The 13,327-nt window shown below is 62.4% G+C and carries 9 protein-coding genes; 4 read left to right on the forward strand and 5 right to left on the reverse strand.

Translation table 11 applies throughout. The features are described 5' to 3' along the window. Positions 1–33 precede the first annotated feature (33 nt). Complete coding sequence (locus K289_RS44700; protein WP_063614152.1) at positions 34–1,023, forward strand: glycosyltransferase family 2 protein; 990 nt, start codon at positions 34–36, stop codon at positions 1,021–1,023. Positions 1,024–1,205: 182 nt separating this feature from the next. Here K289_RS44700 and K289_RS44705 read toward each other — a convergent pair whose 3' ends face one another. The 3 genes from K289_RS44705 to K289_RS48230 all read right to left on the reverse strand — a co-directional run bounded on the left by K289_RS44705 (position 1,206) and on the right by K289_RS48230 (position 5,082). Then, complete coding sequence (locus K289_RS44705; RefSeq protein ID WP_051310674.1) at positions 1,206–2,228, reverse strand: NAD-dependent epimerase/dehydratase family protein; 1,023 nt, start codon at positions 2,226–2,228, stop codon at positions 1,206–1,208. Then, positions 2,225–3,370: a hypothetical protein gene (locus K289_RS0119220; RefSeq protein ID WP_027553021.1), complete on the reverse strand. Its 1,146-nt coding sequence runs from the start codon at positions 3,368–3,370 to the stop codon at positions 2,225–2,227. Before K289_RS0119220 ends, K289_RS44705 begins: the two co-directional genes overlap by 4 nt. A 194-nt stretch (positions 3,371–3,564) precedes the next feature. Then, positions 3,565–5,082 carry a sugar transferase gene (locus K289_RS48230; protein WP_198024736.1) on the reverse strand — a complete coding sequence of 506 codons (1,518 nt, stop codon included), beginning with the start codon at positions 5,080–5,082 and terminating at the stop codon, positions 3,565–3,567. Positions 5,083–5,559: 477 nt separating this feature from the next. Between K289_RS48230 and K289_RS44715 the strand changes: the two genes are divergently transcribed. Further along, complete coding sequence (locus tag K289_RS44715; protein WP_051310676.1) at positions 5,560–7,356, forward strand: carbamoyltransferase C-terminal domain-containing protein; 1,797 nt, start codon at positions 5,560–5,562, stop codon at positions 7,354–7,356. Positions 7,357–7,395: 39 nt separating this feature from the next. Here the strand turns inward: K289_RS44715 and K289_RS44720 are convergent, their stop codons facing one another. Beyond that, positions 7,396–8,634: a glycosyltransferase gene (locus tag K289_RS44720; protein ID WP_051310677.1), complete on the reverse strand. Its 1,239-nt coding sequence runs from the start codon at positions 8,632–8,634 to the stop codon at positions 7,396–7,398. Between K289_RS44720 and K289_RS0119250 the strand changes: the two genes are divergently transcribed. After that, positions 8,603–9,967: an alpha/beta fold hydrolase gene (locus K289_RS0119250; protein ID WP_198024737.1), complete on the forward strand. Its 1,365-nt coding sequence runs from the start codon at positions 8,603–8,605 to the stop codon at positions 9,965–9,967. The genes K289_RS44720 and K289_RS0119250 overlap by 32 nt on opposite strands. Positions 9,968–10,157: 190 nt before the next feature. On the opposite strand, the gene K289_RS44725 is transcribed toward K289_RS0119250, so the two are convergent. Next, positions 10,158–11,810 carry a substrate-binding domain-containing protein gene (locus tag K289_RS44725; RefSeq protein ID WP_051310679.1) on the reverse strand — a complete coding sequence of 551 codons (1,653 nt, stop codon included), beginning with the start codon at positions 11,808–11,810 and terminating at the stop codon, positions 10,158–10,160. A 508-nt stretch (positions 11,811–12,318) separates the two neighbouring features. Between K289_RS44725 and K289_RS0119260 the strand changes: the two genes are divergently transcribed. Continuing rightward, on the forward strand, positions 12,319–13,290 hold the full coding sequence (locus tag K289_RS0119260) for a peptidylprolyl isomerase (protein WP_198024738.1): 972 nt from the start codon (positions 12,319–12,321) through the stop codon (positions 13,288–13,290). The last annotated feature ends 37 nt before the right edge of the window (positions 13,291–13,327 follow it).

The raw sequence follows: 13,327 nt of genomic DNA on the forward strand, positions 1-13,327 counted from the left end.
GGCGCGCCAAACAGCAGGGGTCCAGGGGCCGCGATGACCGAAATCCACGCCATCATCCTGACGCTCGACGAGGAGAAGCACATCGCGCGCTGCATCGAGAGCATCCGCGATCACTGCGCGAGCATCCTCGTCGTCGATTCCGGCTCAAAGGACCGCACCAGGGAAATGGCGGCCGGCCTCGGGGCGGAGGTGATCGAAAATCCCTGGATCAACTACGCGACCCAGACCAACAAGGCGATCGCGGCCTGCGCCGGCAAGACCGGCTGGCTGATGCGCATCGATGCCGACGAATATCTCACGCCGGAATCGGCCGCCGGCCTGCACGATCTCCTGGACCGGCAGCCGCGCGAGGTCGGCGGCATCGTCGTCCGCCGCCAGATCGTGTTTCTTGGACGCCGCATCAAATGGGGCGCGATCGAGCCGAGCTGGCAGCTCAGGCTCTGGCGCGCAGGGCAGGGCTCCTGCGAGCAGCGCTGGATGGACGAGCACATCATCGTCACCGGCAAGGTGGTGCGATCGACGATCGACCTGGTCGACGAAAACCTCAACTCGCTCGACTGGTGGACCGGCAAGCACAATCGCTACGCCTCACGCGAGGTGATCGACATCCTCGCCTCGCGCGGGCTGCTCGGCGAGAACATGGACATCCAGCGCCACAGTGCATCCTGGCAGGCCAAGCTCAAGCGCTTCGTCAAGGAGCGGATCTACGGGAAGCTGCCCGGCGGCGTCCGGCCACTGCTCTTCTTCCTCTACCGCTACGTCGTGCGGCTCGGCTTCCTCGACGGCAAGCAGGGATACTATTTCCACATCCTCCAGGGCTTCTGGTATCGCACCCTGATCGACGCCAAGCTCGACGAGATCATGGCGCTGGCAAAGCGGCGGGGGATTCCAGTGAGCGAGGCGGTCCAGATCGCGACGGGTTTCGACCCGAACGTCGCGGCTCCAGCCCCGGCGCAGCCGCTGCCGCGAATTGTCGCGGCCGAAGGCGAGCGCAGCCGCGCGCGGGCTGTCGCGCACGGTTGACGCGGAGGGCGTCGTCACCTGAATTGAGTGCTCAGCTCTTATGAAGGGCGACGAACGCTTTCGGCAGCGACCTCGCCGTGCGTCGAGCTGCGCCGATCGAACCGTGCATACGCCGACGCAATACCGTGCCGCATCCGCACCGGGGACGCGACACCGCCGATATCAACCCGTTCGCCCGCCTCTTACTCCGCCGCAACGATTTCCGGCTGGCGGATCGCAGGCTTCGGCGCGTCCTTGAGACGCTTTGCCTTTTGGACCTGCTGGTCGATCCAGGCATAGGTCTTGGCGAGGCCGCTCGCGAGCGGCTGCGACGGGCGCCAGGCGAGCTTCTCGAAGATCAGCTTGTTGTTCGAGTTGCGGCCGCGCACGCCGAGCGGGCCGGGGATGTGGCGCGGGGTGATCGTCTTGCCGGCGATCTCGGCGGCGATTGCCGCGAGGCGGTTGATCGAGACCATTTCCTCGGAGCCGATATTCACCGGTCCGGCCCAGTCCGACCGCATGAAGCGGATCGTGCCATCGAGGCATTCGTCGATGTAGAGGAACGAGCGGGTCTGCTCGCCGTCGCCCCAGATCTCGATCTCGCCGGGGTTGCCGGCCTGCGCGACCTTGCGGCAGATCGCCGCCGGCGCTTTTTCCTTGCCGTCGTTCCAGGCGCCTTCGGGGCCGAAGATGTTGTGATAGCGCGCGACGCGAACCTCGAAACCGTGATTGCGGGCGTAGGCGGCGTAGAGGCGCTCGCTGAACAGCTTCTCCCAGCCGTATTCGCTGTCGGGTGCGGCTGGATAGGCGTCGCTCTCGGCAAGGCCCGCGTTATCGGCATCGAGCTGACGGTATTCCGGGTAGATGCAGGCCGACGACGAGTAGAAGATCCGGAAGCTGTTGCGGCGCCGGCAAGCCTCGAGGATGTTGAGGTTGATCTGCGCCGAATTATGCATCACCGACGCATCATTCTCGCCGGTGAAGATGTAGCCGGCACCGCCCATATCAGCGGCGAGTTGATAGACCTCGTCGAAGCGCGTATCGACGGCCTCGTGGCAAACCGAGAGATCCCTGAGATCGCCGACGATGAAATCGTCGGCCTGGGTCGGGCTGAAGCGCGGATATTTGAGGTCCACACCGCGGACCCAGAAACCTTCCGCCTTCAGGCGCTTGACCAGATGGGACCCGATGAACCCGCCTGCGCCGCAGACCAATGCCTTTTTCATACGCTGCTCCTGACTGATCGAATTTTCTTGGCTGACGATGCGCTCTGCTTCGTGCCCAAATCTTCGAGCAATCGCACGCATCGATTGGTGTCGCCGACATCGACGTGGAAATACGAGCTGGACTTGCGCTCGTCGCAGAGGAGATGGACGTCGGAGTCCGTGGGGCCGATGAAGATCACCGGCAGGTCCGAGTCGACGCAGGCATAGACCTTGGAGGGCAGCACGTAGCCGACGAACGCGTTCTTCAGGGTGATGAGATGAGCGTCCGGCGTCCTGAGCAGGGAGGCGAGCTGATCCAGCGGCACGAGATCGGTGCGAATGTACGGCACCCGAGCTTCGTCAAGCGCTTCGGCTACGGTGGCCGCGCCTTTTCCGATCGCGTTGAGCCAGAGGAGGACCGTTCCCGATCCACTCTTGTGATGCTCGACATAGGCGTCAACGAACGTCGTCGTGTCGTGCGCGATGCCCCAGTTACCCGAGTAAAGCAGGAGAAACTTGCCTTCGGTTTGCGGCGGGCGGGCGAGAGCCGGGGTGTCGGGGCCGATCTCGATCGGGGAGGGATCGCGCTTCAGCACGATGCGGTCCTTGGTCACCCCGATCTCGTTGAGCCGCATCGCCTGGTCGTGTCCGAGCACCTCGAAGGTGTGGACTCGCCGGCGCCAGAACAGCGTGAGGGTGAGGACGAGCCTCAGGAACAGGCTGGCACTGCCGCGTTCGGCGATCGCGCACTCGGGATGGAAATCCGTGATGCGATAGATGAGCCGCTTGCGCAGCAGCACGTTCAGCGGGGCAATCCAGTGAAGAAACAAAGGGGGGCTTCCGGTGAAGAGAACCGATTGCGCCTCGCGGATGAAGGGCAGGGCAACCCGAAGCAGCTTGGTGTTGGTTGTGATCGTCCAGCGAATGCGCGCCGACGTCCTGGCCTTGTCGTATGCCGGGACTGCTACCTTGACGACCTCGAGCTCACCGCGTTCGAAGCGTTCGACCGAATGGGTTGCTTCGCCCGACGTGAGGCCGACCAGCGTGACGTGAAGGCCGCGGTCGCGCGCAAGATCGCGGGCGAACAGCACGGAGTACTGTCCCACCGCGCCGAAGTCGGGCGGGAGCCAATCGCAGATATAGACGAGCCGGGAGTCGGACATGATGGCGGAAGGCTGCTCAATGATCCGGCGCGATGCCGGAGCGGCCGTGCAACGGCGCCAAGTCGCTACGGTCCAGGACATCATCCGTGGCGCGCGGCTCGCTCGCTAGCATATCGGGACGCTCGGGTGGCATAACATGAGATCCGCAAGTTAGATCATAGTGTGTGTGACGTTATGAGAGCAACATGTCGCCTTCACGACACGTGAAGCCTCGCGCCGAGCGCTACCGAAGCGGCGGCGTTCCCATTCTTTTCGGCTAGCGCTTGCGATTTTTCCAGCTCGCGCCAAGCCTGTGCGATCGCGTCGTTCTCGACTTTCTCGCCGAACAGTATCATCGGGATCGTGCCGATAATGATCTTGATATCCAGCAGGAAGGACATGTTCCTGACGTACCAGACGTCGAGCGCGGCCTTGTCGGTTGGCGAGATTGCTCGCCCGCCCTTGATCTGAGCCCAGCCTGTGAGGCCCGGGCGAACCAGGAGGCGCGCCGAATAATCCGCCGGCTGATCGATCGGAAGCAGCGGTCGCGGCCCCACGAACGACATGCGGCCCATCAGGATGCTGATCAACTGGGGCAGTTCGTCGAGCCGCGTTCGGCGCAGGACATTGCCGATCGAGGAAATGCGCTGCGACTCGAGCCTGCGGCGCCCGTGCGCGTCATGGGCCGCGGCCATCGTGCGGAACTTGAACACCTTGAACGGTTGCGCACCAAGCCCGGGACGCTCTTGCCAGAACAGCACTGGAAATCCGACGTCCATGATCGCGACGAGCGCGACCAGGCCCATGATGGGCGCCAGCATCACCAGGAGCAACGCTGCAAAGACGATATCGAGGAGCCGCTTGACGGTGCGGTAGGGCGAGCCTACCAAACCCTCGCCGCTCCTTGCACTGAATGCATAGGTCTGCGTCCGCGTCTCGGAAGCACTGTCGCTGTGCGCCACCTCCCGGCTCGGACGATCCGATGCGATCTTCTGATCCAGGAATTCGAGCGGAATCGCGTTGGAGGCCTCGAGCGCGAACAGCGCTTCCCGCGCCTGGGTCGACAACTCGCGAAGGGGAACCGCAAGCACGACCCGGGTGATGACGACGCCGTGCACTTCGAGTGTGCGGACAACGTCGGCAACGTCTTCCGGCGTGCCGAGAACACGATGCGACAGTAGGGACAGCCCGCGACGGGCCTGGGAGTCCAGCAGCCCTACGACACGGACGCGGTCGCGGGCATAGCGGGTGATGCTGTGCAAATAGAGTTCAGCCAATTCGTTGAGGCCGACGAGAAGGACGGATTCGGCGGTGGGAACGATTACGTCCTGCTGCCAATCGCGCGGCGAACGTCGCATATGCCACAGCCGGCTCGCGATTCGTGCCCCGATCATCAGGGTGATTGTGATGAGCGCCTGGAGCAGGGGCAGCGCGCGCGGCACCCCTTCGAGCCGGTTGGCAATGAAGGTCAGTACCGCGGCACCGGCGACGATCGCCACGACCGCGGTAACGATGTCACGATAGTTTTGCGGAGAACTGTACCGCCAGACTGCCGTGGTGACGCCCGACAATGGCAGCACGATTGCGGCTGTGGAAATCGTCAGGAGGCCATACGGGATCAGTGCCAAGAGATGATCGCTCGAGAACTCCAGATTCTCGCGGAGGATCGAGGACGCGACCAGCGCGAATGACACCAATGCCAGATCCGCCAGCAGAACGCGCAATGATCTCATGGCAATTACCATCTAATCCCTGATCATTTTCATAAGTATTCACCGCATCTGTCGGCGCTCCAGCGAGCTTGATGCGATTAACGTCGAGTTAACATTGCTCTGTGACATCGGGGCGACATCACAACATCAGTTGGGCAGAGTTCCACATGACTTGCGCGGTCGTTCCAGGCCGCGGCGACGCTGCTGCAAGCAGGCCAGGCCTCGATTTACGAGACTGTCGGTGTTGCGAGGCGCAGTGGCGCGAGCGATCGGTGCTCAATGGCATCGTGATGTGATTGCGATGTTCTCATGTCATCGTAACATAATATGACGTGGTGTATCCCGTGACGGCGTTGCTGGGGGCGAAGCGTGCCGAACAGGCAGGTTATGGGTCTGGCGACCGTGAGGTGCGTGCTTGAGGCTCGCGCATGACGTTCCGCGTAACACACGCGCCGACGCAGCAAGCCGCGGCGGGCGTTAGAGGAGACGGGTGGGCATATGACTGCGATCCTGGGGCTGAATTTCAATCACGCCGACGCGTCGGCTGCGCTGATCCTGGACGGCAAGGTCGTTGCGGCTGTCGCCGAAGAACGCTTTGGACGTCGCGTCAAGCATGATCCGACCTTCCCGGAGCAAGCGATAAGGTCGGTCCTCGCGATCGGTGGCGTGAGCGTCAAGGACATTGATTTCATCGCGGTTCCCCGCGACACGCAGCAAAACCGATTGAGCAAGGCCCTGTACGTCCTGCAAAACCCCTGGCACGGGGCGCAGGCGGCGATGGAGCATCTGCGCCGCGCCAATGCCGAGAAGGGCACCGCGGACCGGGTTGCGGAAGCGTGTGGCGAGGCGCCTGGCGCGCTCCGGGCCAAGGTCGTCAACGTAGAGCATCATATCGCGCACATCGCGAGCGCCTATTATTGCTCGCCGTTCGAGGGCGTTACGGCCGGCTTCTCCTACGATGCCAGCGGCGATTTCGTGAGTGCGATGGCCGCGCGATGCGAGGGCAGCCGCATCGAGGTCCTCGATCGTGTTTCGTTGCCGAACAGCCTCGGGTTCTTCTACACGGCCTGCTGTCAGTACATCGGCTTCGACGGATTCGGCGAGGAATACAAGGTCATGGGTCTCGCCCCGTATGGGGAGAACACCTACGCGGAATTCATGCGCGAACTGGTGATCTCGCCCGACGACGGCTGGTTCCAACTCGCTCCCGGATGGTTCGGAATGCATTCGGGCGGTGTCAGCGGCGGAATGGATGAACGCAACGCGATCGAGATGGGTCTGCACTACACCGACAAATGGATCGAAAAGCTCGGCGTCCCGCGCAAGCGCGGCGAACCGCTGACGCAACGGGAGCACGACATCGCTCGCTCATGCCAGGTGCGGTTCGAGGATGTCGCGATGGATTGCTTCCAGAAGCTTCACGATCGGGTTCGCAGCAATCAGATCGCCTACGCTGGCGGATGTGCGCTCAACGGCGTGGCGAATGCGCGGCTGTTGCGCGATACCCCGTTCGAGAACGTCTATCTTCAGCCGGCAGCTTCGGACGACGGCCTGTGCATCGGGGCGGCCATGTGGGCCTGGCACAATGTCGCGGGCAGGTCGGAGCGCTTCTACATGAAGCACGCCTATTGGGGTCCGGAATATCCGGACAGCGTGATACGGAGGGCGGCGGAAGCTTCCGGCTTTCCGGTTCATCAGGTGTCACGCGCCGAAGTCCCGGAGGCGGCGGCCCGACTGATCCGAGCGGGCCTCGTGATCGGATGGTATCAAGGCCGATCGGAATGGGGGCCGCGCGCCCTGGGCAATCGTTCGATCCTCGGCGATCCGACGCGGGCCGACATCAAGGATCTCATCAACGCCAAGATCAAGCGCCGCGAGCTGTTCCGCCCGTTCGCACCGACCATCGTGCGGCACGAGGTCGGGAAGTATTTCGAACAGGACGTCTTCAGCCCGTTCATGATGCATGTGGTAAAGGTTCGTCCCGAATGGCGTGAACAACTTCCGGGCATCACCCATGTCGACGGCACCGGTCGGCTCCAGAGCATCGAGCGTGAGACGAACCCGTTGTATTTCGACCTGATCGAGGCGTTCGGACGCCAGTCCGGAATCCCGATCGTTCTCAACACCAGCTTCAACGAGAACGAGCCGATCGTCGATACGCCGGAGCAGGCCGTGAATTGCTTCGTGCGGACCGGTCTCGACGCGCTTTGTCTCGGCAACTACATCGTCGCCAAGCCCGAGCACGAAGCGCTGGTGCGCGAGGTGAGCGGGCTGGAAGAGGCCGCGGCGGGGTGAGAATGTCATTCGCTGCGCCGAGGCGCGCCAGCCTTTCAGCTATGAGATCGCACTGGCAGCGATCTCCGGTGTCCGATTGTGGGCCGTCGCGATCTCGGAGAGCACGCGGCCAAGCTGCTTGGCCGGGATACTGATCTCGAAGCGTCGCAAGAAGCACTCGCGGGCGGCCTGGCCCATCGCGCTCTTCTCTGACTGAGGCAGCGACACGAAGCGCGCCAACATGTCGCTGACGCCGGCGGCATCATCCGTCGAGACCAGTCCGGCGGCATCCGACGTGACCTCGCGCCAGATGTTGACCTTGTCGGTGATCAGGACCGGCTTGCCGGCTGCAAGCGTCTCCGCAACCGCGACGCCAAAGTTCTCCTGATGTGATGGCAGAACGAAAGCATCACAGGCGCGCAAGGCGCCCCATTTGACATCGCCGAACACCGCGCCGGGCCAATGGATACGACGTTCGATGCCGGCCGCGCGTGCCTGGGCATCGAGCTGGCTCCGCCATCCGACCTGGTCCGGGCCCGCGATGACGAGATCAAGTTCGGGGTTCTCGGCAGCGATCCCTGAGAACGCGGTAACCAGCAGGTCGCAGCCTTTCTTGGGGTGGATGCGGCCGAGAAACAGCAGGAACGTCCGGTCGCCGAGGGCAGGCAAGGATTTGCGGAAGGCGCTGATCTGCTGCTCGCAATCACCCTGGATGTCCGCAGTCCCATAGCCGGCAATTCGCTCGCGGACGCGATACGGCCGAAACGTGTTGCGGGCGCGGATCATTTCGTCTTCGGTGGTGAACAGCACGGCGTTCGCATTCTTCAACAGCGGGCCCTCAGAGAACGCCCACAGCGCCTGCTTCATCGCATGCTTCAAGCCCCCCCGAGCCCATGGATCCAGCATGCCATGAGCAAACACGACGTAGGGAATGCCGGATCGTGGCAGGACCTGCCGCGCTCCGAGCGTTGAATAATTCCAGAGTCCGTTGACCACCACGATGTCATGGTCGCTGACGTGCGATCTGAGCCACGGTACGAATTTGGGCGCGTAACCGTAGTGGGTCCACAGCCAGTTCAACGGGCCGGATGGACGGCTCAGCATACCGCTCCCGACTGCGAAGGTCGGCACCGGACATTCGCGGACCCAGGGGTCGTCAGGGTCGTCGAGGCTGACGATGTGCGTGTCCATTCCGAACGCGCGCCGGGCCTCCGCCTGGCGCAGCAGGCCCTCGATGGCCCCGCCACCGCGTGGATCGACCGATGCTATGATCTCAAGAACGCGTAATGATGGTTTCATTGCTGGCTTCACATCCGCATATGATCCATACGATATATCAATGTGTGGCGATACCAAATTGATTGTGGCCGTATCAAGGATCGTGCTGGATGACGCTGGCCGCACGGCTGGACATCAGACTGTCAAGGAGGGCTGCCATCACGGTGCGCTGGCGACACTTGCGGGGTCTCGCCGGAAGCATCGCGGCAAACGGCAGGGCCGCGCAAGCCGGGAAGATCGCCGGGCCGTTTGCCGGCAAAGGGATGCGATGATGAGCGACGCAATGACACCCAACGCACGAGTCGGGTCTGCGCCGATAGAGCAATCACTTTCCGTCCAGGAAACGGTCCTCGCGATCTGGCAGCGCACGACGGGCCCGAAGGGACAGCAGGCGAATGCAGATCTTCGCCACATGGGGATCGGCGTCAGGCGGGTGGTTCGCTTGCTGGATGAGATTGAATGGTCGCTGGGCAAGAGGATTCCGATCGGTACCGCGTTGAGGCTGGGCACGCCGGAGGCCATCGCGGAAGCCATCGCGACGGATCGATGGCCCGAGCCTTCGCCGTTGCTGCTGCTGAAGGATGGCGACGATCGTCCGCCGCTCTATCTGATTGCCGGTGTTCGCGGGACCCTGTTTGAAGTCGTGGCGCTGGCGCGAGCGTCATCATTCCCGGGCAAAATTTGGGGATTTCAGCCGCCCGGCTTCGAAGGCGACACACCGCGTTTCGAATCCATTGAGGCGACCGCGGCCTGGTTTCTCAAGCATCTCGGCGGGGATCATGCCGAGCCGGTCAATCTCGTTGGATACTCGATGGGTGGTGAGATCGCGATCGAGATGGCGAGGACTCTGCGCTTGGACAATCGAAAGCTTGGATTGATCGGCCTCATCGACACCAACGTCGTGGAAAGGCATTGGTCGTTGACGACGCGGTTGCGATACATGGCCCGGCGTTCGCAGTTGCGCGTGTGGGGACTGTTTGAGGCTCCATCGGGGCAGCGCCTGGAGACCTTGCTCAATCTCGTGCGCCCGCTGATCCGTCGCCTGATCGGTCAGTTCACCTATGATGCCGAATTCACGCGCTATTACGAATCCTCGCTCGACGAGAGGATTAAGGTCGTCAAGGACCTCGCGCTCGTGGCCTACGAACGGTACGTGCCGCTCGTGGTCGATTTTCCCGTCGTCCTGTTCAAGTCGTGGGAGTCGGCGAAACGCGATCTCGTCGATCCCGTCGAAACATGGCAACCGAAGGTTCCGGAGCTCGAAGTGGTCGAAGTCGACGGGACCCATGCCAACATGATTTTCCCTCCTTTCGTGCACGAGCTGGCAGCCGAGATTTCCATCCGCCTGTCATAGGGCGCTATCCCGTCAGGAATTCGCCAATCCGAGCCTGCGAGCGCGCAGGCATCGAGTGGCTTCGCTCGGCGAATGGATGGCCTTATCTTGGCCGATTGAGGCGACGCATTTCTCAAAGGGGAGCAAAAAAGATGCACCCGGCCGGAGCCGGGTGCAGATGCTTCGTTTGACGGAGGCCTTGAGCGGAAGATCAGGCGCCCTGCTTGCTCGCGCAGAACGTGTTGCCCGGATCGCCGGCGTTACCCATGACCGAGGGGCCGCCCGTGATGAGCGGGATGATCGGGTCGCGCCAGGCGTTCGGGATCGACGCGAAGCCCTGCGAGTTGAGGATCGCAGCGGCGGTCGAGTCGTAGTAGTGGAAGGTCAGGTAGTTCATCATGTTCTGGAACGTGCCGAGACCGAGGCCCGAGTCGCGGGTCTGGCTGTAGCACTGATAGAAGTCCAGCCAAGTGAAGCCAGCGATCGGATACGAATTCGGCGTGGCCGGATTCGGAACCTGAGACTGCGAGCTCCAGTTCAGCGGGTTAGCGATCGCGTTGGCGTCCGGCAGGATCGGGCTGACGGCAGCCATCGAGTTCTTGATGCGGGTCGGCGAGGGCCACTGGAACGCGCCCGTCGCGTTGTCCACGTCGTACTGCGACTGGACGTTGGCGACCTTCATGCCGACCGAGAGGACCGGCTGCGCGAAGTCGGTGGTGGAGTAGCCGATCGCACCGTTGGTGCTCTCGATCGCGCTCTTGACGCCGCCATTGGTGCTGGCAGCAACGAACGTGCCGCCGCCCGGGTTGTTGTTGAGCGGCTGCGCCGGCGAGCAGGTATCGTTGGTGTTATCCGGCCAGTTGGTCAGGTTGCTCGCGCGATAGAGAGCGTCGGGGCAAGCCGCGGTTGTGCGGTCGCTGAACCGGAACTCCCACGAGCGAGTGGTCGGAGAAGCGCTGAGCGCATCGGTCGTGTTGTTCGGACCGGTGACGCCCTGGCACTGACGATACAGAGCATTGGTGAAGAGGAAGTTGGTGCCGCTGCCGTCGGCGCGGTGGATGACCTTGATCGCGCCGTTGCCGAGAGCAACGTTGTTGTTGGACTTCTTCAGCTCGGGGTCGTTCCAGGCGGTGATGTGGCCGGTGAAGATGCCGCACAGCGCCTTGCGGGTCAGGTTCAGACCGGAGTAGTTGCCCGGATAGCCGAACGTGGCCTTGTCGGCGGTTGCACCAGTGGGAACCGAGTTCTGGATGTTGAGCGGCGTACCGTTGCCGTCATTGCCGTTGAACGCGATCACGACAGCGCCAGCCAGAGCCGGCATCTGGATGATGTTGCCATACTTGGCCTGGTTGCCCGAAGCAACGTAGTTCGCCGCATCGGTCGAATTCCAGACGTCGTCGCTGCCGACGAACTGCACGGACGGATAGCCGTACTTGTCGGTCCAGCCGGGAATCCAGCCGGAGACGTAGGGCAGTGCAACGGCGGGCGCGTTACCGAAGCCGGTCGAGTTGGAAGAGCCGTCATGGGCAATGAGCGCGCGCTTGCCGCCGCCCGAGCCAACCGGAACGTAGAGGATCTGCATGAACAGGCCGCTCGAGTCGCCGCTCGCGCTCGGGCAGGACGGAGAGATCGGATACGCGGGCTGGAACGTGCCAGCGGGAGTGGTGCCGATGGCGGGATAGGGCCAGGTCGGGCCGTTGGGATTGCCGTCGACTTGGACCGAGTGGCAGTCGAAGAGATAACGATACACCGGTGCAGGGAACGACGCACCTCCCGCGTAAACCAGCTGAGCTTCAGCCGGCGCAGCCAGGCCGCAAGTGCCGATGGCAGCCGTGGCCAGCAAATACGCTTTCCAGTTTCTCATTAGAGACTCCTGTTCAATTTCCAAACACCCGACCTTCTCCCCCAGCGGGCATCGTATCGGGCGCGGCGGACCCTAGTCAGGCTTTGTTATGATTTAACGTTACATTTGTGAAGTGAGTAACATGATTTAATGATGTGCGCGCCGCGCATCGTTTTCGCTGGCAGGGCGCGCCGCCGTGAAATTTCGCGATGACCTTGAAGGCGAAATAGCGCCGCGTTTGTCTTGTTTTTCTGCGCGTCGCGCAGCGCTTGGTCTCGCGTAGTGCCGTGGTCGCAACATCCGATTCTCAGGTTGCGCCGGCGACATCATGCATGGATGAATAACATAATGGGGGTGATGGTCACAAATCATTCTTCTCTACATTATATTAGCGTCAGGCTTGAATCATTACAGACGCATCCTGGTCATGCCGAGCGGCACGACCGGTTGCAGTTGCAGGGGCATCGCGTTCTCGCGTCGTTGCCGCGCAGCCTACGATGATGCATTTCGAAATCTGATCGAGGGTATGATGGTTCTCTATCGTGGTCGCCGCCAGCAATCGTCTGGCGTGTATTCTCGAATGGTGGTGGGCTTCGCAGTCGCTACGAGCCTTTGGGCCGCGAGCGGACCAGGCCACGCACAGTCAAGCGACACGGTCCGCGCCAAGGTCAGCGACCTGGTCGTCGCCAGGGTTGACGGCATGGTGATCGACGGCCGCGACTATGAATTGGCGCAGCAGATGTTCGTGCATGACCTGAAGGGATTGGATGAAAAGGCGCGTCACGACTTCCTCGTCCAATACCTCATCGACGTCGCGTTGATGTCGAGGGACGCGCAGAAGAAGGATCTCAAGATCGACGAGGCCGCCCTGCAGCGCAACGTCGAGTTCCTGCGCAAGAAGGCGCTGATGGAAAGCTGGCTGGGTGACGTCGCGCGTTCCGCTGTTACGGCAGATACGGTTCGCGCGGCATATGATCAGGCGGTCAAGGATGCGGCCGAGCCTCAGATCCGTATGCGGACCATGCTGTTCAAGGTCGATGCTGCCGACGATGAAAAGGTGGTCAAGACCGCAGAGGATCGCGCCAATGAGGCGGTCGCCCGTATCAAGAAGGGCGAGGAGTTCACCAAGGTCGCCGAGGACATGACGGGAACGTCTTTGCCCGCCACGCTCAAGGAGGCGGGCTACATGGGCCGGCAGCAGATGAAACCGGAAATCGCGAAGGTCGCGTTCGCGACCGAGGTCGGAAGCACGGCAGCTCCAATCCGCACCGAGCAGGGTTGGGAGGTTGTCAAGGTCGAGGACAAGCAGACGCGAAAGCCGCTGGAGTTTGACGTCGTGCGGGACAAATTCGGAATGGTTGTCGCTCGGAAAGCTCAGCTCGTGGCTATGGAGAAGCTGCGGTCGGAAGCGAAAATCGAGCGGCTGGATATCCCCGAGCAGCCGCAGGATCAGGCCGGCAAGGCGACGAATGAAGGTGCCAAGGTGAAGGCGCCGAACTGAGCCCGCATACTGCGATCGCGCCGTTTAGCGGTGGAAG

The sequence above is a fragment of the Bradyrhizobium sp. Cp5.3 genome (genome assembly GCF_000426265.1).
Lineage (GTDB): Bacteria > Pseudomonadota > Alphaproteobacteria > Rhizobiales > Xanthobacteraceae > Bradyrhizobium > Bradyrhizobium neotropicale.

Coding starts and splice junctions, on each gene's coding strand:
- K289_RS44700 (WP_063614152.1), top strand. CDS start 34: ATGACCGAAATCCACGCCATCATCCTGACGCTCGACGAGGAGAAGCAC.
- K289_RS44705 (WP_051310674.1), bottom strand. CDS start 2,228: ATGAAAAAGGCATTGGTCTGCGGCGCAGGCGGGTTCATCGGGTCCCAT.
- K289_RS0119220 (WP_027553021.1), bottom strand. CDS start 3,370: ATGTCCGACTCCCGGCTCGTCTATATCTGCGATTGGCTCCCGCCCGAC.
- K289_RS48230 (WP_198024736.1), bottom strand. CDS start 5,082: ATGAGATCATTGCGCGTTCTGCTGGCGGATCTGGCATTGGTGTCATTC.
- K289_RS44715 (WP_051310676.1), top strand. CDS start 5,560: ATGACTGCGATCCTGGGGCTGAATTTCAATCACGCCGACGCGTCGGCT.
- K289_RS0119250 (WP_198024737.1), top strand. CDS start 8,603: ATGATCTCAAGAACGCGTAATGATGGTTTCATTGCTGGCTTCACATCC.
- K289_RS44720 (WP_051310677.1), bottom strand. CDS start 8,634: ATGAAACCATCATTACGCGTTCTTGAGATCATAGCATCGGTCGATCCA.
- K289_RS44725 (WP_051310679.1), bottom strand. CDS start 11,810: ATGAGAAACTGGAAAGCGTATTTGCTGGCCACGGCTGCCATCGGCACT.
- K289_RS0119260 (WP_198024738.1), top strand. CDS start 12,319: ATGGTTCTCTATCGTGGTCGCCGCCAGCAATCGTCTGGCGTGTATTCT.